This is a genomic window from Mameliella sp. AT18 (assembly GCF_028807275.1).
Lineage (GTDB): Bacteria > Pseudomonadota > Alphaproteobacteria > Rhodobacterales > Rhodobacteraceae > Antarctobacter > Antarctobacter albus.
Genome location: NZ_JARAMO010000083.1, coordinates 25,034 through 48,710, shown reverse-complemented (window position 1 = coordinate 48,710; position 23,677 = coordinate 25,034). Strand labels below are relative to the sequence as shown.

22 protein-coding genes and 1 pseudogene are annotated in these 23,677 nt (G+C 65.0%); 17 read left to right on the top strand and 6 right to left on the bottom strand.

Going from position 1 to position 23,677, the window contains the following annotated elements; genetic code table 11:
- Window positions 1-20: 20 nt before the first annotated feature.
- Genes PVW46_RS11530 through PVW46_RS11520 form a run of 3 tightly spaced genes read right to left on the bottom strand, consistent with a single transcriptional unit; the run spans window position 21 to window position 2,585 of the window.
- On the bottom strand, window positions 21-905 hold the full coding sequence (locus PVW46_RS11530; RefSeq protein ID WP_069209628.1) for an ABC transporter permease: 885 nt from the start codon (window positions 903-905) through the stop codon (window positions 21-23).
- 4 nt (window positions 906-909) lie between these two features.
- Window positions 910-1,836, bottom strand: a complete 927-nt coding sequence (locus PVW46_RS11525; RefSeq protein ID WP_043145587.1) for an ABC transporter permease — start codon at window positions 1,834-1,836, stop codon at window positions 910-912.
- Entirely contained in the window at window positions 1,833-2,585 is a 753-nt protein-coding gene (locus PVW46_RS11520) for an HAD-IIA family hydrolase (protein WP_274575999.1), read from the bottom strand. The genes PVW46_RS11525 and PVW46_RS11520 overlap by 4 nt, the downstream gene beginning before the upstream one ends.
- Window positions 2,586-2,771: 186 nt before the next feature.
- Between PVW46_RS11520 and PVW46_RS11515 the strand changes: the two genes are divergently transcribed.
- The 8 genes from PVW46_RS11515 to PVW46_RS11480 all read left to right on the top strand — a co-directional run bounded on the left by PVW46_RS11515 (window position 2,772) and on the right by PVW46_RS11480 (window position 11,274).
- Entirely contained in the window at window positions 2,772-3,644 is an 873-nt protein-coding gene (locus PVW46_RS11515; RefSeq protein ID WP_043145589.1) for a LysR substrate-binding domain-containing protein, read from the top strand.
- Between the two features lie 286 nt (window positions 3,645-3,930).
- The gene (locus PVW46_RS11510) at window positions 3,931-4,629 is read left to right on the top strand and encodes a glutamine amidotransferase-related protein (RefSeq protein WP_069209629.1); all 699 of its coding nucleotides are present in this window, start codon (window positions 3,931-3,933) and stop codon (window positions 4,627-4,629) included.
- A complete protein-coding gene (locus PVW46_RS11505) occupies window positions 4,626-5,420 on the top strand; it encodes a creatininase family protein (protein WP_069209630.1) in 795 nt (264 codons plus the stop codon). The genes PVW46_RS11510 and PVW46_RS11505 overlap by 4 nt, the downstream gene beginning before the upstream one ends.
- Complete coding sequence (locus PVW46_RS11500) at window positions 5,417-6,646, top strand: amidohydrolase family protein (RefSeq protein ID WP_083242300.1); 1,230 nt, start codon at window positions 5,417-5,419, stop codon at window positions 6,644-6,646. The genes PVW46_RS11505 and PVW46_RS11500 overlap by 4 nt, the downstream gene beginning before the upstream one ends.
- Window positions 6,643-8,037, top strand: coding sequence for an FAD-binding oxidoreductase (locus PVW46_RS11495; RefSeq protein WP_069209631.1), 1,395 nt, complete (start codon window positions 6,643-6,645; stop codon window positions 8,035-8,037). The genes PVW46_RS11500 and PVW46_RS11495 overlap by 4 nt, the downstream gene beginning before the upstream one ends.
- A gap of 4 nt (window positions 8,038-8,041) precedes the next feature.
- The gene (locus PVW46_RS11490) at window positions 8,042-8,923 is read left to right on the top strand and encodes a TauD/TfdA dioxygenase family protein (protein ID WP_069209632.1); all 882 of its coding nucleotides are present in this window, start codon (window positions 8,042-8,044) and stop codon (window positions 8,921-8,923) included.
- Between the two features lie 113 nt (window positions 8,924-9,036).
- A complete protein-coding gene (locus PVW46_RS11485) occupies window positions 9,037-10,701 on the top strand; it encodes an ABC transporter substrate-binding protein (RefSeq protein ID WP_069209674.1) in 1,665 nt (554 codons plus the stop codon).
- Window positions 10,702-10,767: 66 nt separating this feature from the next.
- Window positions 10,768-11,274: a DUF2165 family protein gene (locus PVW46_RS11480; RefSeq protein WP_069209633.1), complete on the top strand. Its 507-nt coding sequence runs from the start codon at window positions 10,768-10,770 to the stop codon at window positions 11,272-11,274.
- Here the strand turns inward: PVW46_RS11480 and PVW46_RS11475 are convergent.
- A complete protein-coding gene (locus PVW46_RS11475; RefSeq protein ID WP_069209634.1) occupies window positions 11,271-12,218 on the bottom strand; it encodes a GlxA family transcriptional regulator in 948 nt (315 codons plus the stop codon). The two genes, PVW46_RS11480 and PVW46_RS11475, sit on opposite strands and share 4 nt — an antisense overlap.
- Before the next feature lie 93 nt (window positions 12,219-12,311).
- Here PVW46_RS11475 and PVW46_RS11470 point away from each other — a divergent pair, with 93 nt between their 5' ends.
- On the top strand, window positions 12,312-13,100 hold the full coding sequence (locus PVW46_RS11470) for a class II aldolase/adducin family protein (protein WP_069209635.1): 789 nt from the start codon (window positions 12,312-12,314) through the stop codon (window positions 13,098-13,100).
- 357 nt (window positions 13,101-13,457) lie between these two features.
- Complete coding sequence (locus PVW46_RS11465; protein ID WP_069209636.1) at window positions 13,458-16,655, top strand: calcium-binding protein; 3,198 nt, start codon at window positions 13,458-13,460, stop codon at window positions 16,653-16,655.
- 78 nt (window positions 16,656-16,733) lie between these two features.
- Here the strand turns inward: PVW46_RS11465 and PVW46_RS11460 are convergent, their stop codons facing one another.
- Both PVW46_RS11460 and PVW46_RS11455 read right to left on the bottom strand, forming a co-directional pair.
- On the bottom strand, window positions 16,734-19,832 hold the full coding sequence (locus PVW46_RS11460; RefSeq protein ID WP_069209637.1) for an efflux RND transporter permease subunit: 3,099 nt from the start codon (window positions 19,830-19,832) through the stop codon (window positions 16,734-16,736).
- Window positions 19,829-21,040: an efflux RND transporter periplasmic adaptor subunit gene (locus tag PVW46_RS11455; RefSeq protein WP_232786324.1), complete on the bottom strand. Its 1,212-nt coding sequence runs from the start codon at window positions 21,038-21,040 to the stop codon at window positions 19,829-19,831. The genes PVW46_RS11460 and PVW46_RS11455 overlap by 4 nt, the downstream gene beginning before the upstream one ends.
- A 349-nt stretch (window positions 21,041-21,389) precedes the next feature.
- Here PVW46_RS11455 and dctP point away from each other — a divergent pair, with 349 nt between their 5' ends.
- The 7 genes and pseudogenes from dctP to PVW46_RS11425 all read left to right on the top strand — a co-directional run bounded on the left by dctP (window position 21,390) and on the right by PVW46_RS11425 (window position 23,677).
- On the top strand, window positions 21,390-22,238 hold the full coding sequence (dctP, locus tag PVW46_RS11450) for a TRAP transporter substrate-binding protein DctP (RefSeq protein WP_274575977.1): 849 nt from the start codon (window positions 21,390-21,392) through the stop codon (window positions 22,236-22,238).
- Between the two features lie 5 nt (window positions 22,239-22,243).
- Window positions 22,244-22,378, top strand: coding sequence for a hypothetical protein (locus tag PVW46_RS11445; RefSeq protein ID WP_274575976.1), 135 nt, complete (start codon window positions 22,244-22,246; stop codon window positions 22,376-22,378).
- A gap of 37 nt (window positions 22,379-22,415) precedes the next feature.
- Window positions 22,416-22,556, top strand: a complete 141-nt coding sequence (locus PVW46_RS11440; protein WP_198544055.1) for a hypothetical protein — start codon at window positions 22,416-22,418, stop codon at window positions 22,554-22,556.
- A pseudogene (locus PVW46_RS28750) lies at window positions 22,523-22,666 on the top strand (TRAP transporter large permease subunit); the annotation flags it as partial. The gene PVW46_RS11440 and the pseudogene PVW46_RS28750, both read left to right, overlap by 34 nt.
- A gap of 80 nt (window positions 22,667-22,746) precedes the next feature.
- On the top strand, window positions 22,747-22,920 hold the full coding sequence (locus PVW46_RS11435) for a hypothetical protein (RefSeq protein ID WP_274575975.1): 174 nt from the start codon (window positions 22,747-22,749) through the stop codon (window positions 22,918-22,920).
- A 46-nt stretch (window positions 22,921-22,966) separates the two neighbouring features.
- On the top strand, window positions 22,967-23,179 hold the full coding sequence (locus PVW46_RS11430; RefSeq protein ID WP_274575974.1) for a GntR family transcriptional regulator: 213 nt from the start codon (window positions 22,967-22,969) through the stop codon (window positions 23,177-23,179).
- A 9-nt stretch (window positions 23,180-23,188) separates the two neighbouring features.
- The gene (locus tag PVW46_RS11425) at window positions 23,189-23,677 is read left to right on the top strand and encodes an FCD domain-containing protein (RefSeq protein WP_274575972.1); all 489 of its coding nucleotides are present in this window, start codon (window positions 23,189-23,191) and stop codon (window positions 23,675-23,677) included.

Genomic DNA, 23,677 nt, shown 5'->3' with positions numbered 1-23,677 from the left:
GGGCGTCTTCGGCCTCTTGTTTAGCGGTCGCGCAAGCGGACATCGGCGCGGTCACGCAGCCAGTCGCCGAGGATCTGCACGGAAAAGGTGACAAGGATGATCAGCGCAGCAGGGGCGATCACCATCCAGGGGGCGGTGGGCATGTAGTCGCGGCCATAGCCGACCATGCTGCCCAAAGTGGCGGTCGGGGGCTGTACCCCAAGGCCCAGGAAGGACAGCGTCGATTCAAGGATCACGATGTTGGACAGGGACAGGGTGAACTGCACCACCAGCGGCGAGACGATGTTGGGCAGGACATGGGTCAGCGCGATATACCGTTGACCGCCCCCCGAGGCGCGGGCCGCCTCGATGAAGGGCAATTCGATGATCTTGCGGACCTCGGCGCGCACGATCCGGGCGTATTGCTCCCAACCGGCGATGCCCAGGACGCAGATCATGACGGTCAGCGACGACCCGAAAAGCGCCAGGATCAAGAGCGCCAGCAGGGTGAAGGGCACGGCGATCTGCAGGTCGACGGCGGCCATGATCGCGTCCTCGGCAAAGCCGCGACGCAACCCGGCGAACAGGCCCAGCGTGCCGCCGATCAGCAATCCAATGGTGGCCCCCGCAAGTGCCAGCCCAAGGGTCAGTTGCAGGCCGTGCAGGCTGCGCGAAAGGACGTCGCGGCCCAGTTCGTCGGTGCCGAGGTAGAACCCGTCCTTGTAGCGCTCGAACCCCAGCGGCGGGCGCAGGCGCGAGATCAGGCTTTGGGCCAGCGGATCGAAAGGGGCGATCAGCGGTGCCAGCAGCGCCATGAGGACCAGAGACAGACCGAACAGTGCAGCCACCTTCTGGATGACATTGCTGTCACGCCAAAGCGTCAAGAGGAAGGGCGCGCGCGAGGGGATGTGAGTGCTGGCGGTCATGGTCTTATCCTTTCGCCATGCGGATGCGCGGATCCGCGACGACATAGGCGATGTCGGTGAGGGCATTGATGACGACCACGGCGAAGGCGACGGAGATCACCCCGAATTGCAGCACCGGGTAGTCCCGCATGATGGCAGCGGAGACGAGCAGCTCTCCGATCCCGGGCCAGCTGAAGATGGCCTCGACCACCACGTTGCCCGCGGCCGCCATGCCGGCGATCTGCAAGCCCAGCACAGACAGCACCGTGACACCCGCATTTCGCAAGCCGTGTTTCAGGATCACGACCGTTTCCGGCAGGCCCTTGGCGCGGGCGGTGCGCATGAAATCCTGCCCCAGCACGTCCAGCATGGCGTTGCGGGTAAACCGGGTCAGCGCCGCGATCAGCACCCCTGACATGGCAATCGTAGGCATGATGAAATGCCAGGCCGTGCCGTTGCCCACCACCGGCAACCAGTTGAGCGAGAAGGCAAAGATCAGCACCATGAAGGTGGCGATGACGAAATTGGGCACCGCGTAGCCGATAAAGGCCAGCCCCATGACCGCGCTGCCGATCCAGCTGTCGCGCCACAGTGCCGCGACCACGCCCAGCGGGACAGACACCACCAGCGTCAGCGCAAGCGCGCTGCCCAGAAGTTGCAGCGTGGGCCAGATGCGTTCGGCCACGATGTCGGCCACGGGGCGGCGCTCGATGAAGGACAGGCCAAAGTTGCCTTCCAGGATGCCGCGCAGATAGGCGAGGTATTGATGCCAGATCGATCGATCCAGACCGAAGTACTCGATCATCAAGGCGCGATCTTCCGCGGACAGACCGTCACCAAGGGCGGTGTCCAGCGGGCTGCCCGACATGCGCGTGGCAAAGAAGACCAGGGTGATGATGGCGAACAGGGTCAGCACCATCTTGAGCAGGGTGCGCAGGATATAGAGGGTCATTCCGGGGCTCCCGTGCGGCGAAGCAGGACAAAGCGGGTGCCGATGGCCCGCGCGATGGCGCCATCCGTGTCCGGGTTATCCCCGACAAAGACGGCCTCGGAGGCGGAAACGCCGGTGCGCGCCAGCGCCAGCGCGGCGAGATGGGGGTGGGGTTTGCCGATACTCTCGAACTTCAGTTCCGTCAGCATGGCGCGCAGCGCAGCCAGCAGGGCGCCGGTTTCGGCGATGGGCTGGCCAGCGTGGCCGGGGTGTGCGGTATCGGTATTGGAAACCCAGAAGGCAGCGCCGCCTTGGACCAGGGCCGCGACCGCGTTCAACCTGTCCAGCGACAGTTGCGTGTCACGGCACAAGAGCACCAGGTCGGGCCTGTCCCCTGTCAGGGCAAAGCCCAGGCGCCGCGCTTCCTGTTCCATTGCCGGGCTGGCGAACAATGCCAGGCGCGCGCCGGGATGCAGGCGCGCCAGGTGCGCCAATGTCTGCTCCCCGGCCAGCAGGATCCGTTTGGCCGGCACCTTCAGGCCAATCGCCGCGAGCCGGGCGCTGAGGTCCGCGGCGCAATGGGACGAATTGTTGGACACCAGCCACAGGCGCTCTCCGCAGCTCTGCAGGAAGGAGGCGGAATCCGTGTAGGCGCGGCCTTCCGAGACAAGACAGCCATCGAGATCGCACAGAACAAGACGATCCTGCGCGACCAGGTCGGGCGAAAGTTGGCTGGTGATCTGGTTGTTTACGGTCAGTACTGAGGCCACGGGCAAAGGCTCCCTGGACCTCGGCGCAACCTGCGCCGAGGTGGTCTGGTGTGGGGACAAGTGATCGTTCAAGTTCGAGTGCGACCGTTTCCGGCCTCGGCGGCACATTTGCCTGCTTGCCGTGACATGGCTGTGACAAAGCAAAGCTATGCTTTGGGAAACCCATAGACCTGCTTTGGATCGGCCATGACTATTCCCCTTCGCACCCTCGAAGCGCTTCGTTCAGTGGCCGAATCCGGCTCTTACGCTGCGGCTGCACGGCAGTTGAACGTCACCCAGCCGGGAATCTCGCAGCATGTGCGCAAGCTGGAAGAAGGGTATGGCGTGGTGCTTTTCGTCCGAGAAAAGGGAAAACTGCATCCGACGCCCCTGTGCGAAAGGCTCTGTGATGCGGCCGAGCGCGTGATCAGCGAATACGAAACGCTTGAGCAGATGCTGCGGCGCCACGGGTCGCTGACCAAGGGGGAGTTGTCCGTGGGGCTGGGCAACGCGATGCCCGGCATGTCGGTGATCGCGGCTTTCAACAAGGCCTACCCGCAGGTTGCCTTGCAGGTCACCACCGGTTCGCATGACAAGATCATGCGGCAGGTCATCAACCACACCGTCGACGTCGGCATCCTGCCAGAGGTGCCCAAGGACGGGCGTTTCCGCCGCCAGGTGCTGTTGACGAACAATGTCGTCGCCATCGTGCCGCTGTCACACCCTCTGGCCAGCGCAGAGGCCGTCACCTGCGAAGACCTGCTGCGCCACAGGTTGATCTTTCGCACGACCGGGTCGTCGACGCAGAAGGTTCTCGACCGCTATTTTCGGCGCCACGACGTGTCCCCGGCGCCGTTCCTGACCCTCGACAACCGGGATGGCGTCTACGAGGCGGTGGTCAATGGCATGGGCATCGGCTTTGTCTGGCGGACAGGAACGGGGCGCAACGAGGATGTGAAACAACTGAGACTGTTGGGCGCCGATACGTCGAGCGCGGAGGTGGTCTTTGCCCCGGTCGAACGCAAGATGGAAACGCTGAACGCGCTTTTCGGATTGGTCGACGGCATCGAATTGCGGTGATGTCGGCAAGCGGGGCCCAACTCTTGTGGCGCCTCGAATCATCTTCCATACAGTCCGTCCGAACAGGTCGATCCTTGCCGGATCGGCCCGCGGGATTGCCCCGCCTTGAGAATGGGCATTCGGGGGCCTCAAAGGTGTGAACTTTGTCAACTATATGACAATATTGAACGTTTTCTGATCAAACAAAAGCCTTGCCAGTTTCGGGCAGTTCTGGAAGCCTTTAGGGACATCTCTGGCACGGATCTTCCACAGGGCCACGCAACCAGTTCCTTTTGAGGGGAATGATATGGGACAGCGTGTGCTATCCGTGCGCCACGGGGATGAGCCGCTTGACGATCGCGCAACCGCCTGGCTTGAGAACGCCGGCTACACGGTGGATACCCGTCGCCCGTTTGGCGGCGAGGCGCTTGGTGTGCCGGGCGACGATCTTGCCGCGACCATCATCTATGGCGGGCTGTACAATGTCTACGAGACCGACCGGCATCCGTTCCTGAAAGAGGAATACCGCTGGATCGATGCCTGCCTGACGGCCGGGATCAAGGTCCTGGGCATCTGCCAGGGTGCCCAGATGATCGCGCATCACCACGGTGCCTGGGCCGGTGCGCGCAAGCGCGAGATCTTCGAGTTCGGATATTACGAGATCACCCCGACCGAGACCGCGGGCGATTTTCTCGACCGACCGCTGACTGTCTGCCAGGCGCATTTCCACACCTTCGATCTGCCGACGGGGGCCGTGCGCCTTGCCGCGAATGACAACTACGCGAACCAGGCCTTTCGGATGGATGAAACGGTCTATGGCCTGCAATTCCATCCCGAAGTGACAGAGCCGGGCTTTCGCCGCTGGCAGGTGCAAAAGGCCGGTGTCTATGGCCGTCCCGGCGTGCAGGACCGCGCCGAACAGGACCGCCTGCTGGCGCAACATGACTCGGTGCAGGGCGCGTGGTTCGAGGGGTTCCTCGACCGTTTCATCGGGCGCCCGGCATGAGCGTGCAGGGCTATTGGGCAGACCTGCCTTCGGCGGCGTTTCCGGACCTGCCGCAAGAGACGGTCGCGGTTCTGCCGTTGGGCGCGACCGAGCAGCACGGCCCGCATCTGCCGCTCTCGGTGGACAGCGATCTGATCGGCGCGGTGGCGGACCGGATGCTGGCGGCCCTGGCGCCCGAGCAGTCGGTGCTGGTGTTGCCCGGTCTGACGATCACCAAGAGCGACGAGCACATCGCGTTTCCCGGGACCCTGACGCTCTCGGCAGAAACGCTCCTGGCCGTGTTGCGAGAGATCGGTGCCTCGGTGGCGCGCGCCGGGGTGACGCGGCTGGTTCTGTTCAACGGGCATGGTGGCAACAGCGCGCTGTTGCAGGTGGCCGCGCGCGATCTGCGTTTGCAGCATGACCTTGTCGTGGTGAGCTGTTCCTGGGGCGGCTTCGCCGAGTGGCAGGGGATCTACGCACCGGAAAGCTACGCCCATGACATTCATGCTGGGGACAGCGAGACCTCGGCGATGCTGGCCCTGCGGCCGGACCGCGTGGACATGAGCAAGGCGCGGGATTTTCGCCCGGCGATGACGGATTGGGACAGCGCCTTTCCGCACATCGGGTTGGGGAGCAAGCCCGCCAGCCCCGGCTGGCTGGCGCAGGATCTGAACGGGCAGGGGGCCTGTGGCAACGCGGCCGCCGCGACCGCGGACAAGGGGGCGGCCCTGCTCGACAGTGCAGCGCGCGGGTTTGCGGCCTTTCTCGCCGAGTTCGCAGGGTTCGACCATCGGAGGGTGCGGCCATGACGCGGCCCGAACGGATGGACAACTGCCTGCCCGGCGTCCTGGTGCCGCGGGCCTTGCTGGCCGATCCGGCGGCGTTCGGCGGCGCGCTGGCGGCGGATTGCATGGCCGGGGACCTGGTCATCCGGGACGGGCGCGCGACCGGCCTGATCGCCTCGGGCGGCACTCCTCGGCGCATGGTCCTGCCACGCCTGACAGAGCCGCATGTGCACCTGGACAAGTGCCACAGCATCGGCCGCATGCAGGGCGTTGGCGGGGACCTGGCCACGGCCATTGCCGCGCAGAAGGCGGACAAGGTCAACTGGACGGCAGCAGACCTGCGCAGCCGCGCCGCGCGGGGACTGCAAGAGCTGGAACAGGCCGGATGCAGCGCGGTCCGGACGCATGTGGATTGGGGCGAGGCTGCCGATCCCCGGGCCGTTCCACTGGCCTGGGATATCCTGGGGGACCTGGCCGCAGACAGTGCCCTGACCGTGCAGCGTGCGGCCCTGACGGGGATAGAGCGCATGGCCGATCCGGACTACGCCCGACACTGTGCGCAGGGGCTCCGCGATCAGGGCGGCGTGCTGGGGGCATTCGTCCTTGACCAGCCAGAGCGCGACGCCGGGCTTGCCAACATGTTCCGCGAGGCCGACAGGCTGGGACTGGCGCTGGATTTCCACGTGGATGAAGGTCTGGCAGAGGGGCTCGACGGGCTGGAACGCATCGCGGATGCGGCGCTTGCGACGCGGTTTCAGGGGCCGGTCCTGTGCGGCCATGCCTGTTCGCTGGCAAACCTGGCGGATGTGGACGTGGCCCGGATCGCGGACAAGCTGGCGCGGGCGGGCATTGCCGTCGCCATGCTGCCGCAGACCAACCTCTACCTTCAGGGCCGCACCGGGGGCACGCCCGACCGGCGCGGTGTCACGCGGCTGCACGAATTGCAGGCCGCTGGCGTCACCATGACGATCGGCGCCGACAACGTGCGCGATGCCTTCTGCCCCATCGGGCGGCATGACCCTTTGCATGTGCTGGGCCTGAGCGTGCTGGCGGCGCATCTCGACCCGCCGCTGGGCGACCACCTGCCACTGATCACCACCAACGCGCAGAGCGCGCTGGGACTGGCGCCCCGAACCGTCGACGGGGCCGCCATCGGGGATCTGCTTGTCTTCGACGCAACCGACAGCTCGGACCTGTTGGGCGGCACCGCGCCGCGCCGCCTGTCCGACGCTTTGGGAGCCCTGTCATGACAGAAAAACAGACCAACTGGCGCGGGATTGCCGCCGAGCTTGCCCCCGTCGAGGTGATCGAGGAGCCGGTGCTGATCAAGAAACGCTCGCGCGATTTCTTCTGGTACTCGCCGATCCTGAACGCGCAGCTCAAGAAATGCTTCGGGGACCTGGTGGCCCGGCCCGCGACGTCCGGGGAACTCGCACAGTGCCTGGCCGTTGCTTACGCGCATGACCTGCCCGTCGTGCTGCGCGGTGGCGGCACCGGCAACTACGGGCAGGCCGTGCCGCTGCAGGGAGGGCTGATCATAGAAACCACGGCGATGAACCGGATCCGGGAAATCGGTGAGGGTTTCGTGCGCGTCGAGGCGGGGGCCTTGATGGCCGACATCAACGCGGCCCTTATCGCGCGGGGCTGGGAAATGGCCATGTTCCCCTCGACCCAGGACATCGCGACCATCGGCGGCTTTGTCGCCGGGGGCAGCGCCGGGATCGGGTCCATCGCGAACGGCGCGCTGCGCGAAAAAGGCAATATCATCAGCCTTAAGGCGCTGTCGGTGGAGGAGGCGCCACAGGAGCGTGTGTTCGACGCCGAAGAGGCGCTGCAACTGCACCACGCCTGGGGCCTGAACGGTGCGATTACAGAGGTGACGCTGCGGACCGTGCCGACCCGCGACTGGATCGGCTGCATGGCCACCTTCGACAGCTATCGCGACTGCTATGCCGCCGGTTACGCGCTGGCGCAAAGCGAAACCATCGGGCGCAAGCTGTGCTCGACCGTCGAGGCGCGGATCGTCGACTATTTTCCCCGGCTCGAAGGGCACTTGACCAAGGGGCGGCACCTTCTGGTGGCGCTGGTCCCGCGAGAGGACATGGAGGCTTTTCACGCCCTGATCGCGGCGCAGGGCGGGACGGTGGACCTCGCCCTCGACGATGCCGAACGCAAGGCCAAGGGCATCCCGCATGTGTTCGAGTTTGCCTACAATCACACCACGCTGCAGGTGCTCAAGGCCGACCGCTCTGCCACCTACCAGCAATACGGTGTCGGCGATCCGTCGGACGCCGAGGCCGTGGCGTGTCTGGGTGCCGCGGTGGGCGATGACGTCTGGCAGCACCATGAATTCGCCCGCGTGGACGGAAGGATCGTCGCGTTCGATCTGCCGATCATCTGGTTCACCGACGAGACCCGCCTGCGCCAGATCGACGACACCTACCGCGCGCATGGGTTTTCCGTGGCCGACGCCCATACCTACCACGTCGAGGGCGGCGGTCTGAAGAATGCCGACTACCGGCACCTGGCGTGGAAGAAACGCATGGACCCCAAGGGACTGCTGAACCCCGGCAAGTCACGGGCCTGGGAGATGGTGCGCCATCTCTCCGCAGACGACATCGAAGCAAAGGCCAAGGACTGAACCAATGAGTATCCAGACAAAACCGCTGACGCCACACTTCGGCGCGGACGTGCAGGGCATCGACCTGAACACCGTCACGGCAAATCACCTGTTCCCGCAGATCCGCGCCCTGTTCGAGGAGCATTCGGCGCTGCTGTTCCGGGCACAGGACATGACGGACGAGACACACCTGCGGCTCGCCGGGCTGTTTGGCCCGATCGAGGATCGCGAGGCAGATGAGCGCAAGCCGGGCGAGGGGTTCAAGATTTCCAAGGTCTCGAACGTCCAGGAGGACGGCACCACCTCAGGCGAGATGGACCTCAAGACGCTGAACCTGAAGACCAACTTCCTTTGGCACTCGGACAGCACCTTTCTGCCCACGCCCGCGTTGATCAATATCATTACCGCGCGCGTCGTGCCCTCGTCCGGTGGCGCGACAGAGCTTGCCTCGACCCGCGCGGCCTGGGCGATGATGCCCGAAGAGATGAAGGCCAGGATCCGGGGGCGTGGCATCTGGCATCGTTACAGCCATTCGCGGCGCAAGATCTCGCCCGAACTGGCCGAATTGCCGATGTTCAACAAGTGGCCGGACACCCATTGGAACGCGGTCTGGGAAAACCCGATCAACGGGCGCGAGGCGCTGTATATCGCCAGCCATGCCTTCAAGGTCGATGGTTATGACGAGGCCGAAAGCGAGGCGTTGCTGGCAGAGCTGACAGAGTTCTGCACCCAGCCCGCCTTTGTCTATGCGCACAACTGGCAGGTGGGGGACGTGCTGATCTGGGACCAGCGCGCCGTGATGCATCGTGGCACGCCCTGGCCCTACGAAGAGCCGCGCACCCTGTCCAGCATCTGCGCCACCGTCACCGAAGAAGACGGCCTGGACCGCATCCGCGTCCCGGCCTGACACCGAAACCCGCGCGGCCGACCGGGCCCCTTGCGGCCGCGCGCCTTCCCGCAGTCCTCACGCTGCTTCCCGACAGGGCGGTCCCCCTCACGACCCAACAGAGAGGAATGAACATGACCTTCACGACGCCAAGCGGCAAACCCCTTCCGGATTTCCTGGCCAAGTCGGCGGCGCGGGTCGGTGACGATGCCGTCAGCCGCCGCGAATTCCTGGCCACGGCCTGTTCCTTTGGCGCCTCGGCCGCGACGGCCTATGCCATGCTGGGCATGCCGGCCCCGGCGCAGGCGGCCAGCCATGCGCAGGTGGGCGGAACCGTCCGCATCCAGCAAGAAATCGTCGGCATGCGCGACCCGCGCAAGTTCGACTTCAACAGCCTCGCCAACTTTACCCGTGGTTGGCTGGAATACCTCGTGCAGTACAACTCGGACGGGTCGTTCACGCCCGCGCTGCTGGAAAGCTGGGACATCAACGAGGACGCGACTCTTTACACGCTCAATGTCCGTCCCGGCGTGACCTGGAACAACGGCGATCCCTTCACCGCTGCGGACGTGGCGCGCAACATCGAACGCTGGTGCGACAGCCGGGTCGAGGCGAACTCTATGGCGATCCGTTTCGCGACCATCGTTGACCCCGAAACCGGCACCATGTTGCCGGATGCGGTCACGGTCGTCGACGATCTGACGGTGACGATCACCCTGCCCAAGCCGGACATCTCGCTGATCGCAGGCATGTCCGACTATCCCGCCGCCATCGTGCACGAGAGCTTTGACGAGGCCACGATGGTCGACAATCCCGTCGGGACCGGCCCCTACCTGCCAGAATTCTACACCGTCGGCGAGGCCGCCGCGCTGGTGCGCAACGCGGATCACACCTGGTGGAACGCCGGGAACGGCGCCTTCATGGACCGCGTGGAACTGATCGACTTCGGCACCGATCCGGCGTCGCATTTCGCGGCCGCCGATGCGGATGAATTCGACGTGACCTATGACACCGAGGGCGATTTCATCCCGGCCTTCGATGCCCTGGACGGCTGGACCAAGCACACCGTGACCACCGGGGCCGTGGTTCTGGCGCGCACCAACCAGAATGCGGAAACCGGCGGCAGCAGACCCTATGCCGATGTCCGCGTCCGCCGGGCGCTGGCGCTGGCGGTGGACAATGCCGTGGTGCTGGAACTGGCCTACAACGATCTTGGCGCCGTAGGCGAAAACCACCATGTTTCCAAGGTTCACCCCGACTATGCCGACATCGGCCCGGCCCTGCACGATCCGGCGCAGGCGATGACCCTGCTGGAAGAGGCGGGCATGGCGGATTTCGAGCATGAACTGATCTCGCTCGACTCGGCCTTCTGGAAGGCGACGGCGGATGCGATTGCCGCGCAGCTGCGCGACGCAGGCATCAACATCAAGCGGACCGTCATCCCCTCGTCGAGCTTCTGGAACGACTGGGCCAAGTATCCGTTCTCCGTCACGAACTGGAACCACCGCGCACTGGGCATCCAGACCTATGCGCTGGCCTATGTCTCGGGCACGTCGTGGAACGAGACCGGCTTTGCCAACGAGGCCTTCGACGCGCTTGTCGAACAGGCGCTGGCGACGCCGGATGTCGAAGCGCGCCGAGCCCTGATGGCGCAACTCGAGCAGATCATGGTCGACGAAGGCGTGATCATTCAGCCGTATTTCCGGGGTCTTGCGAACCATTCCAAGACCAACCTGAAAGGCGCGGCGATCCACATCTCGCAGGAAATGTACCCGCAGTACATGTACTGGGAGGCCTGAGCCTGCCACCCTGGTCCGCCCCGTTCCCCGGGCGGGCCACATCAGCCCTGGATACGACCGACCGACATGCTCGATACCGTCATTCTTGCCCTCTGTGGCGCCAACCTTGTTTTCATGGCCGCATGGATGACCGTTGGGGCCCTGGAAAACCTGTTCCATCCCTTTCTCAACGAAACCTACACCGCCGAGGTGATGGACATGGCGCGCATGCGCGAGGACTACCCCGAGGCCTATGTGCATGTCGCCTATCGCCGCCTGACCAACACCCGTTTGCGGAAATGGCTGTTCGGGGTGATCGTGGCCTTCGAGCTGCTGGCGATGGTGCTGCTCTGGGCGGCGGCGGTCAGCGTCCTGCTGGCCTTGCTTGGTGCCGCTTCGGTCGCGACGGCACTGACGCTTGGCCTGGTCGGGGCCGGGGCGTTCAGCTTTGTCTGGGCCGGGTTTCTCGTGGCCGGAAATTACTTCTGCTACTGGTTCGGCCACGAGGGCGGCCAGAACACCCATTTCCAGATGCTGCAATGGGGCATGCTGAGCACCATCGTGCTGATCGCGGCCTCCGTGGCGCTTGCCTAGCGGCCCTGCGTCCCGGGCTGGGCGCGGGTCCGGAACGCCCGGGGCGTGAGGCCTGTCGCCTGGCGAAAGGTCCGGCTGAACCCTGCATGTGATCCAAAGCCGGTGGCAAGGGCGATCTCGGTCACGGACATTCTGGTGCCTTTCAGCAGCGCGCGGGCATGGTCCAGCCGGAGCCGCAGATAGTAGTGCGACGGGGTTTGCCCCAGCGCGGCGCTGCACCGTGATCGCAGTTGCCGGGGGCTTTGGCCCAGCCGCATGGCGATCTCTTCCACGGGAAGAGGGGCCTCGAGGTGGGCAAGCATTAACGACCGCATCGCCTGCAGGATCGGGTCCGTCGTGTCCTGGGGGCGCTGGCTTTGGGCGGCGGGGCGCATGGAGCCGTGGACCAGATCCTGCGCCACCTCATCGGCAAATGCCGGGGACCGGGTCCGCGCCATCCAGGCCAGCATCGCATCCCCGGTCGCGGTTCCCCCCGCCGCTGAAAGTCGCCGGTCATCAAGGGCATAGATCGCGTCGATCACGTCGATCTCGGGCCAGGTCTCGCGGAACTCCGGTTCGGCCTCGTGGTGCAGGACCACGGAACGGCTGCCCAGCAACCCGCAACTGGCCAGCACGGCAACGCCCGTGTCGATGCCCCCCAGGATGGCCCCGGTCCGGTCGGCACGATGCAGGAAGGCGGCAAGCCCCGAAGGCACCACGGCCAGCGGGTCGTAGCCCGCGATGACAAGGACAAGATCGGGCGGCGTCGAGGCGCCCCATCCCCGGATGTCAGGCGCAACGCTGCGCCCGTTGGAGGCCTCGACAGGGGCGGACAGGGCCGACCGGGTTTCCCATGTGAACAGGGAATGACCCGCCCGCTTGTTGCCGATCCTCAAGCTCTCGCTCGCCAGGACATAGGCCAGCATCTGGAACCGTGGATGAAGGACGAAACAAACGTGGGGCATGGGCTTTGACGGATAGTTTTTCGTGTTTCATGGACAGTATTGAAAATGCGGCGCGATAGCATGTCGGAAAACAGACCCGGCAGGAGAATAGCCATGACCGTCATGACCCCGGCCCCTAACAAGGGCCGCCGCGCGGATTGCAGCGATGCCGAATGGGAGGCGCGCTGCGAATTGGCGGCGATCTACAACGCGCTCGTGAAATACCGCCTGACCGACCTGACGAACCAGTGGCACGCCATGCGCGTGCCCGGAGAGGACGCCCTGCTGACGCATCACTATGGCTGGATGCACGAGGAGGTGACGGCCTCGAACCTGGTCAAGGTGGGTTTTGACCGGACCAACCAGACCCCCGAAAACGGAGAGCCGAACCCCTCGGCGACCGAGATCGGCAAGCTTTTCTTCGAGGCCGATCCAGGCATGAATTGCATCATGCACATCCACACCAAGGCGATCATGGGCGTCAGCGCCCAGGCCGAAGGCGTCGGCCCCTACAGCCAGGCCTACCTGATGATCGGGGGTGCCGATGTGATCGGCTATACCGACTATGAATTCGAGTGTACCGATGATTTCCTGTCCGGTCTGCGTGCGGCGGGGCAGGGCAGAAAGATGATCGTCGAAGCCTGGCACGGCGCCTTTGTCTTCGGGCGCAGCGCAGGCGAAGCCTTTTTTCGGTCGTTCTACCTGGATCAGGCCTGTGCCGTGCAATTGCAGGTCCAGCAGGCGGCGGCCGGTGGCGCGACGGTCCGGACTATCCCCGAGGCAGAGCAGGCGCGCCACCTGTCCGACATGGATGCCAGCGAGTGGTACGGCTACGAAGGGGAACTGGAATGGCACGCGATCCGGCGGCGGCTGGACGTCGAGATGCCGGGATATTCGGACTGATCGGCGAGCCGACCGAGAGGCGATAGCGCCCTGGCGGTGCGCGAACACCGGGCGCGGATGGAGAGGCTTGCCATTCGCGCCACTTCGGCAACAGTTCCGAACGACGGTCGAAGACGCCATTTGGCGGTATCCGGGTTATATTTCGCCCCGGTATGGCCGGCCCCGATTTCGGAGATCTGCTTCGGCCACGCCGCCGCAAAATGACCTTTGACTTAAGGGGGGCGAAATTGCACGATGGCCCGGTTTTGACCAGACATGGTTAATTTTCGGCATCGATTGTTTCAAATCCCGCGAGGCGAGATTGGCGGCGGCAATAATCGTGACAACGCCACAATTGCCGCGCCAAGGGGGAATAACATGCCCAACTTCTTCACCGCCACCAGCGGCGGCGTTTCCGGCATTGTGGGCGGAAACGGATTCAGCGCAATCGCCAACGTCCTGACAATCGCCGGCACCGTTTACACCATTGCATCCGAAATTGGCTCTCATGTGAACGGCAACGGGTCTTTCAGCGATGTCGAGGATCCCAGTCTGGCGGCGATCGCCGCGTTGAGAGAAGAGTTGAAGGCCGAGATCGACGGACTTCGCGACGATATCACCGAACTCGAAGCCGCCTTGACAGATCTGATCGTTTCGCAGTTTTCCGGCGTGCAGCAACAGCTTCTGGCAAGTGCACAGTCACGCGCGAAAAGCGCGCTCGACCTGTTGGCGTCTTACGCCATCGACCAGGACGTCGATCGGGGCGAAATCATTTCCGATGCCTCGCGCGCTCTGCGAGATGCGCTGTCGCAGGCCGAACAGTTGCTTCGTCCCGGACAGGACCTGGAAACGATCAAGGTGGCGATCGGTGCCGTGGCCTACACGCTGTACGCCAGGATGGAGGTCGCGCGCGAACTGGAGGGCGGCGAAATCGCCTCTGACAAGATCACGCGTCAGATCGAAGATGTCATGACGTTCTTCGACAACGTGGTCACCTATGTCATTTCACGCCTGAGCGTTGAATACGGCTTTGAGGACTTGAGACAAACCGAAGGTTCGCCCGACTACGATCCGGCAATTCAGGCCTTGTACGAACAATATACGGCAGACTATCCCCCCTCGTCCTCGGTGTTCGTGGTCTTTCTTGACGATCGCGAGTTCCTCCCGTTCTATTCCGCAGGTTTTGAAGAATTCGAGGGTCGCCTTGCGTCGGGGTACTACGGCACTCCCTTCGCCTTTTCCCCCGACGTTGTCGACAACGCTGCAGGAGACTTCGAGGGGCCCTACCTGGTCGCGGGCACGACCAATCAGTACTACATCCCCTCCATCGACAGGATCATCACGCTCAATTCGGGCGAATTTTATGACGATGCCGGCAACCCGGTGGCCTCGGATCACCCCGAGGCGCGATCGGCAAACGAAATCTGGTTCGCCGAGTGCAGCGCCTGGGTCCTGGAACAGACGCTGCAATGGTTCGGCATCGACCGCGTCGAATTCGCCGAACTGGTCGCCAACTATCTTGACCTGACCGACGGCGAACAGTTCATCCTGCCCAGCATCCCGGGCTTCGACAATGCCGGCACCGTGGCCGGCACCGATGGCGACGACCTGATCATCGGCAACGACGGCGACGACCTGCTGCAGGGGGGCGGCGATCCCGACATCATCAAGGGCAATGAAGGCAACGACACGGTCGAGGGCGGCACCGGCGGCGACCGGCTGGAAGGCAACGAAGGCAATGACATCCTCAATGGCGGCGAGGATAACGACGCGCTGATCGGCGGGCCGGGCGACGACACGATAGACGGCGGCGACGGTCTCGATCTGGCGATCTATTACGGGAAACGGTCGGAATATGTCGTGACCTCCTACGCGGATGCGGGCATCCGCTATGTCCAGGTCGAGGGGCCAGAGGGCACCGACACGCTGACCAATGTCGAGCGGCTTGTCTTTGACGATCGTACGGTGCAAATCCAGAGCGGCGGTAGCCCGGGACTACTGGGTGACATCCTGTTCTCCGACGGGGTCCGGAGGATTGCGGATGACTTGATGTTCCTTTCGGGCTTTGGCCTTGTGCAAGCCGAAGGCGGCATGGGCGAGGATACGATCAGCGCCTTGGCGACAATTGACACGATCATCGACGGCGGCCCCGGAAATGATCTCCTCCGCGGGAGCTGGTCGTCCGTTCTCGACAACCAGAGCACGGCGCTATTTTCCGGACTGCGCGGATCCTATCTCATCCATCCCACCGAATTCGGCATCAACCCCGTCATCGAAGTGAGCGGCCCGGACGGGATGGATATCCTGACCAGCTTCACGGAGCTCGAATTTTCCGACATGACGGTCGGGATCGTTCGCGCAAGTTTCAACTTCACGACCTTCGAAGCCGAAGGCATCGGCGACCTCAACGACGATATCGTGCTTGGCACGCCCGGGGCCGCCTATCTCGAAGGCGGTGGCCGCAACGACACCATCCTTGCCGGCAGCGGCGACGATACGATCCACGGCGGCAGCACGGCCCCCGGTCCGGACGGGTCGGACCTGATCGAGGCCGGCGCGGGCGATGACCTTGTCTGGGGCGACGCGGGCAACGATACGATCCGGGGACAGGAGGGCGACGACACCTTGATCGGCGGCATGGGAATGGACATTCTCGACGGTGGCGGTGACTCCGACACCGCGTCGTATCGCGACTCCTCGGCTGGCCTGATCGCGGACCTGCAATTCCCGGCGATGAACTCGGGCGAGGCGAAAGGCGACAGCTACATCGGTATCGAGAACCTGGAGGGCTCCGCTTTCTCCGACAGCCTGCGCGGCGATCCGAACGACAACGGGCTGACCGGCGGCATCGGCGACGACACGTTGATCGGCCGGGGCGGCAACGATCTGCTGCAGGGCGATCTTGGCGGCGACCGGCTCATCGGCGGAACGGGGACGGACACGGCCAGCTACCTGTCCTCCGATGCCGGTATCATCGCCGATCTTGCCGCGCCCGCCTCGAACACGGGCGATGCCCGGGGCGATACCTATTCCTCGGTCGAGAACATCCTGGGATCGACCTGGGGCGATGCGCTGCGCGGGAACCACCTGGGGAACCTCATCCAGGGCCTGGGCGGTGACGACATCATCATCGGGCGACAGGGGGCGGATACGCTTGTCGGGGGCGAGGGGTTCGACAACCTGCGCGGCGACGGCGGCAATGACGTCCTGCGCGGTGGCGATGACGAGGATCTGCTGATCGGCGGAATGGGGCGTGACATGCTGACCGGCGGCGCCGATGCCGATTGTTTCGCCTTTGCCTCTGCAGCCGAGATGGGGGCCAACGCCAACCGGGACCAGATCCTCGACTTTGAGCAGGGCGTAGACATGATCTCGCTGGCCGGGGTGGTGCCCGGCGTGCTCGAATTCCGCGGCACGGCGGCGTTCGACCCCTCCGGCAATCCCGAGCTGCGGCTGATGGAGATGCCCTCCGGCTCGACCATCATCCAGGTGGATGTCGACGGCGACGGCCTGGTCGATGGTGAAATCCGGGTGGCGAACGTGGTCGGGCTGACCGAGGACGACTTCACGCTCTAGATGCGGGATCGCCCCGGCGCCTTCCGGCAAATGCCGGTCAGAGGCCCTGTCGCAGGGCCTCTGACCTTGGTTGATCTGTCAGGCCAGCGCCTCTTCCAGCTCGGTTTCGAGCCGCTGCATGGCCTGGACGCGCGGCTGAGAGAAGCGGGCCAGCAGCAGGTAGGCCACCGGCGTCAGGTAAAGCGTCGAGAAGGTCGCCAGACCCAACCCGCCGACAATGACCCATCCCAGCGCCTCGCGCGCCTCGGCGCCCGCGCCCGCCGACAGGATCAGCGGCACGCCACCCAGCACGGTCGAGGTCATGGTCATCATCACCGGCCGCAGACGGATGGTCGAAGCGTCTAGGATCGCGTCGCGCACCGTGGCGCCGCCATCGCGCAGCTGGTTGGCGAACTCGACGATCAGGATGCCGTTCTTGGCCATGATCCCGATCAGCATCACCAGGCCAATCTGGCTGTAGACGTTCAGGCTCAACCCGGTGAACAGCAGCGCGAAGGCGGCACAGGCCAGCCCGATGGGCACCGTCACCATGACCACGATGGCCGAGATGAAGCTTTCGAACTGCGCGGCCAGCACCAGCAGGACCACCGCGATGGCAAAGCCGAAGACCAGCACAAGGCCGGAGGCCGTCTGGTCCAGCGTCGCGGCCTCGGCCAGCGGGACGATGCGGTTTTCCTCGGCCAGGATCTCGTCTGCCAGTGCCTGTACCTGGGTCATCGCGTCGCCAAGTGCCAAGGTCGGCGTCAGCCCGGCCGAGATCTCGACCGAGCGGTTCTGGCCTTCACGGTCAAGCTCGGGCGCGATGGCGCGCTCTTCCAACCTGACAAAGCTGGACATGGGCACGGTCTGGCCGTCCCCCGTCTGGACAAAGATGTTTTTCAGGTCGCTGGGGTCGTCGACCGGGTTCGAGGTCGACAGCATCTGGATGTCATAGCTGCGGTCGTCGATAAAGACCGATCCTACGGTGCGCCCGTCCAGGACCGCGCGCAGCGCGTCCCCAAGACCCGCGATGTCGATCCCCAGGTCAGAGGCCCGCTCGCGGTCGATCTCGATGAAAAGCTGCGGCTGCGTGGTCTCGTATTCCAGCCGGACCTGGCCGAAGGCCGGGTTCTCCTGCATCCGCTCCACCAGCCGTTGAGACACATCGGCAAGCTGCGCATAGTTATCCCCGGTGATGGCAAAGGACAGGCCACGGCCCGCGCCCCGGATGCCCAGAGAGTTGGGCTGGATCGCGAAGGCCCGCACGCCGATCACGCCGCGCAGCTTGCCGTTGATCTCTCCGACGATCTCGTCCTGGCTGCGGTCACGTTCGTTCCAGGGCGCCAGGGAAAAGACCATGAACCCCCGGTTGTCCGAGCCGAAGCCGGTGATGGAAAAGATGTTGGTGACTTCCCCGGTCTCGCGCAGCGGCTCGATCAGGGCCTCGATCTCGTCCATCTTGGAGGTGGTGTACTGCAGCGACACGCCTTGCGGGGCAGAGACGGACAGCAGGGCAACCGCCCGATCCTCGCGCGGGGTCAGTTCCTGCCGGATGCCACCGGCGACAAAGACCGCCGTGGCCGAGAAGAGCACGGCCACCAGCAGCACGACAAAGGGCATCGCCAGGGCCCATTCCAGCGTCGCCTTGTAAAGCGCGCCCAGCCGGTTGCCCAGCCAGACAAAGGGGCCGCGCGGGTTGGGGTTCGGCTCTGCGGTCAGCAGGCGGCTTGCCAGCACCGGGCAGAGCGTCAGCGCCACGACTGATGACAATAGCACCGCCATCGCAAGGGTGAACCCGAATTCCCGGAACAACCCGCCGGCCTGGCCGGGCAGGAAGGAGAGTGGCACGAAAACCGCCGCCAGCGTGGCCGTTGTGGTCACCACCGCGAAAAAGACCTGCCGCGTGCCAAGGACGGCGGCAGCGCGGGCGCCCATGCCTTCGCTGCGCCGCCGGACGATGTTTTCCAGCACGACGATGGCGTCGTCGACCACCATGCCGGTGGCCAGCACCAGCGCCAGCAGCGTCAGGATGTTGACCGAGAACCCCACCATGTAGATGGCCGCCACGGTGCCGATCAGCGCCACGGGCATGGTCAGCCCGGGGATCAGCGTGGCGCGCGCGTCGCGCAGGAACAAAAAGATCACCGCCACCACGATCGCGGTGGCCAGGCCAAGTGTCTTGAGCACTTCTTCGATCGAGCCACGGATGAACACCGCATCGTCAGATGTGACAAAGATCGAGACGTCGTCGGGAAGCGCCTCGTCGAGTTCGGTCACGACCGCGCGCACCGCCGAGGAGATTTCCAGCGTGTTCGACGTCGCCTGGCGGATGATGCCCAGGCCAATGCCGGTCTGTCCGTTGGCGCGCAGGACGGTCTCATTCGGGGCCGGGCCAAGGGTCACAGTGGCCACGTCGCGGATGCGGACGTTCTCGGCGATTTCGAGGTCTTCGAACTCGGCCGTGGTTGCGACGGTCGCCGAGGTCCGCACGGCGATGCTCTGGCTGTTACCCGACAGGTCGCCCGCCGGCGCGTCAAAGGCCACATCCGCCAGCGCGTTCCGGACGTCGGCCAGCGTCAGGCCGCGCGCGGCTAGCGCCGACTGGTCGATGTCGATGCGAAAGATCGGGTCGCGGTCGCCGTAGATCTGCAGGTCGGCCACGCCGTTGACCGACAACAGCCGATCCTCGACCCGTTCCTGCACGATCCGGGTCAGTTCCTGCGGCGAGCGCCCGGCAGAGGTGACGGCGATGCGCACGACCGGCTGGGCGTTGGCGTCGGCCTTGACGATCTCTGGTGTTTCGGCGCCGTCGGGCATCTGGTTGGCGATCCGCGCCACCGCGTCGCGGACGTCGGTCGCGGCGACATCCAGGTCGACGTCATCCTCGAATTCCAGCGTCACCCGCGACCGACCAAAGCGCGAGTTGGAGGAAATCGAGCGCACGCCGGCCACACGGCCCACGGCGCCCTCGATGCGGCCTGTCACCTCCTGGTCGACGCTTTCGGGAGAGGCGCCGGGGAATTGCGTGGTCACGGTGACGACAGGGCGGTCCACGTTCGGCAGTTCGCGCACCTCGACGCCAAAGACGGCGGCCAATCCGGCCAGGACGATCAGGGCGGAAAGGACGAGCGCCAAGATCGGGCGGCGGACAAAAAGCGCGGTGCCCGACCCGGAAACGGCTGCAGAGCTTTCCTTCATCGCGTGACACTCGGCTTGGTGGCGCCGGGCAGGGTGGCGCGGGCTTCGGTGCGTCCGGCGATGGCCACCTCTGCGCCGGGGCGCAGGGTCTGCACGCCCTGGGTGACGACCAGGTCGCCGGGGCTAAGGTCCCCGTCCACCAGCACCCGGTCGGCGTCGCGCTGGCGGATGGTCACGCCAACGCGCCGGACCTTGTCGTCGCGCACGGCCCAGACGTAGGACCCCTCGCTGGACCATTGCACGGACAGCGGGTCGACGGCGGCCAGGGTTTCCCCCGGAAAGCGCAGCGTGACGGTAAAGGCCATGCCCGCGCGCAGGCGGTCGTCCTCGTTGGCCAGCCGTCCCTGCACCCGCAGGGTCCGGCTGTTGCGGTCGACCACGTTGTCGACGGCGTGGATCTCTCCGGTCAGGGCGTCCGCCCCGTCGACTCCCAGCAGGCGGGCTTCGATCGGCATGCCGGGCTCGACCTGGCCGACCACCCGTTCGGGAACGCGGAAATCCACCAGGATCTCGGACCGGTCGGTCAGGGTGGCGATCACGTCCGTGGGCGACAGGCGTTCACCGATGGCCACGTCCACAAGGCCGATCCAGCCGGAGAAGGGCGCGCGCACGGTGCGCAGCGACAAGGCGAACTCGGCCTCGCTCAGCTCCAGCTCGGCGGTCCGAAGGCGCAGTTGCGCCTCGCGCTGGCGCACTTCGGTGACAGAGCCGCCATCCTGCAGGCGTGAAAACCGGCTTGCCGCGTCGCGGGCGTCTTCCAGCAGCAGGCGTGCCCGTTCCACGGCGATCCGTTCCGCCTCGTCGTCCAGCCGGAGAATCACGGCGTCCTTGTCCACAAACCCCCCGGTTTCCAGCGCCACCTGCACGACCTCGCCACTGACCTCTGTCCGCAGCGTCGCGCTGCGCAGGGCGCGGATGTCGCCGATGGCATCGACCCGGTCGTTGGTCGTGGCTTCTGTCACGACGGCCACGACGACCTGCGCCGGACCGCGCGGACCAAAGCCGCCACCGGTGTTCGAGACGTCCGCCGCCGCGGCCTCGATCCCCAAAAGGCCCGTCACGCCGGTGCGGTCCAGGAAAGATGCCGCGCCGGGGACATAGTTCAGCCAGAGAAAGAGGGTCGCGATCAGGATCACGGCGGACAAGATAACTTGTTTCAGGAAACGCATGTTCGATCCGTTCTTGAGAGCTGCGAGCAGGGCAGCCATGTCGGCTGAATACCGTTTCGCATCTCTTTCACCTTTCGTATAGTCGTTCGCAGAGAAAGACGTCCGGAACGGCTTTCGACGGGGATGTTTGCTTACATAGTTGCCATCCACCGCCTGTCCCGACCAGTGCCCCCGACTGCACGGTTTCGTGTTCGGATGCCCGGGTGTCCGGCCCGTGGACATGGCTTTTCCCTTCCACCATTCGGCGGCCCGGTTCGGGCGGGGCAAGACGATTTACTGAAATCTGGGATCGTTCAATGTTCGAATAAGATTAAAATATCAATTAACAAAAAAATACCAAGGGAGGGCGGCACGACCATTTTTTACCAAGACGACGTGCCTGGCTGCCTTGCTGGCGGCGGGGCTGGCCGGCGCGGCACTGGCCGAAACCACCATTCGTATCGGCAGGGTCCTGGCGCCGGACGATCCAATGGGGCAGGGGCTGGACAAGTTCGCTGCCGAGGTCGCAGAGGCGACGGGCGGCGGGGTGACCGTCGAAGTCTTTCACAACAGCCAGCTGGGTGACACGACAGAGATGCTGGACCAGGTCCGCGCAGGGGCCGGGGTGGGCGCCGTGACCGACGTGGCGCGGCTGTCGGAATTCGTCCTTTCGCTGGTCATCATGTCGGCACCGTTCCTTTTTGACAGCTACGAGGACGCGGACAAGTTCTCCCTGTCCGACGCCTACCTTGGCTGGGGTGACGTACTGGCAGAGGAGGCAGGGCTCGTGATGCTGGCCTCGACCTGGTACCAGGGCGCGCGCCATGCGCTGACCCAGACACCTGTAAGCGGCCCGGCGGACCTGGCGGGTGTGAGGATGCGCACCATCGGCGCATCGGTCTGGATCGAGACCATTCGCGCGATGGGCCCCGAACCGACCCCGATCGCCTGGGGCGAGGTCTATTCCGCGCTGCAACTGGGCACCATCGACGCGGCAGAGGCGCAGCCGACCGCGATCAAGGGGGCCAAGCTTTACGAGGTCATCGAGCATGTCACCAAGACCGGGCACATCCAGCTGGTCACGGCGCCGGTGATCTCTGCCGCCTCGTGGAACCAACTGTCGGACGAGCACAAGGCAATCCTGCGCGACCTGGTGGTCGAGAACGGGCGCTATGCCTCCAACCTCACCATCGAGCTGGGGGACAAGGCGCTGGCCGATGTGGCCCCGCCCGCAGGTGGATCGAGCTGGTCAACGTAGTGGTGGTGAAGGGGCTGCTAGCCTACCTGCTGTACCATGCCATGATCAACGTGCCCCTGATGCACAAGCGGATGCAGGGCGCACTGCAAATCCCCAAGTCCTTCATCCATCTCGCCGTGCCCGTGGGGCTGTGCCACTGAATTCCTGGCCCGCGTGAGGGAAAGCTGATGAAAGCTGATGCTGCTTCTGATCGCGGCGCTGTTCGCCCTGTTCCTGCTCATTGGCTTGCCGGCCGCCTATTCGCTGATGCTGGCGGTGATCCCGGTCTTCGTGTTGACGGCACCATGCCCACCACCGTCGCGATCCAGAAGATGGTGACGGCGCTGGAAAGCTCTCCGCTGTTGGCGGTTCCCTTCTTCATCCTGGCGGGCAACCTGATGAACGAGGCCGGCATCACGGAGCGCCTTGTCCGCTACTCGCGCCTGCTGACCGGCTGGCTGGCGGGCGGGCTGGCGCAGGTCTCCATCGTGCTGTCCATGCTGATGGGGAGGGCATTTCCGGCTCTGCGGTGGCCGATGCCTCGATGGAGGCGCGGCTCCTGGGGCCGTCGATGCGCGAGCAGGGCTATTCCCCGGCCTTCATCGCGGCGGTGCCCTTCTTCCTGGCGGTGGTGGTCTTCTTCGTCTTGCTGCTTGCCTTTCCCTGGTTGTCGCTGGCACTACCCAAGGCGATCATGGGATGACGAGACTAGCCTTGCCGATCCAGACATGCATAGACCGGGGGCGCCCATGACACGCCCTGACCTGCGCGGTGCCCGCGCATCGGAAAAGATCTCGGTCAATGCCAATGTCGCGGCTTCTACCCGCGTCTTCGAAGAGTTGCGCGCGCGGATCGTGACGCTGAAACTCCCGCCGGGGACGATCCTCAGCCGGGCCGAGCTGGCCGAGGCATTCGGCGTCAGCCCGTCGCCGATCCGCGAGGCGATCCAAAGGCTGCAATAGATCGACCTGGTGGTGTCCTACCGGCAGTCCCGCACCGAGGTGACGCGCATCAATTGCGAACGCCTGCGGCACGAGAACTTCCTGCGCAGCGGCCTGGAATGCGAGGTTGTGGACCTCTTGTGCCGGACACCGGACGCGGACCTGAGCAAGGCGCTGGGCTATCTCAGGATCCAGCAGGCGCTGGTCGACGAGCCGGACCAGATCGAGCTGTTCCGCGAACTCGACGAGAGTTTCCACGAGGCGCTGTTCATCGCCGCCGGGCACGAGGCCGTGCACCGCCTGGTGATCGAGCAAACCAGCCAGATGGCCCGCCTGCGCACGCTGGACCTGCCGCGCAGTGACAAGCTGCATTCGGTGGTCGCGGGGCACCGCGCGGTGGTCGACCGCATCCAGGCCGGCGACCGGCAGGGGGCAACCGACGCGATGCGGGCGCATCTGTCCGGCACCATCGGGCGGCTGCCCGACATCAAGGACGCCAACTGCGATTACTTTACCTGA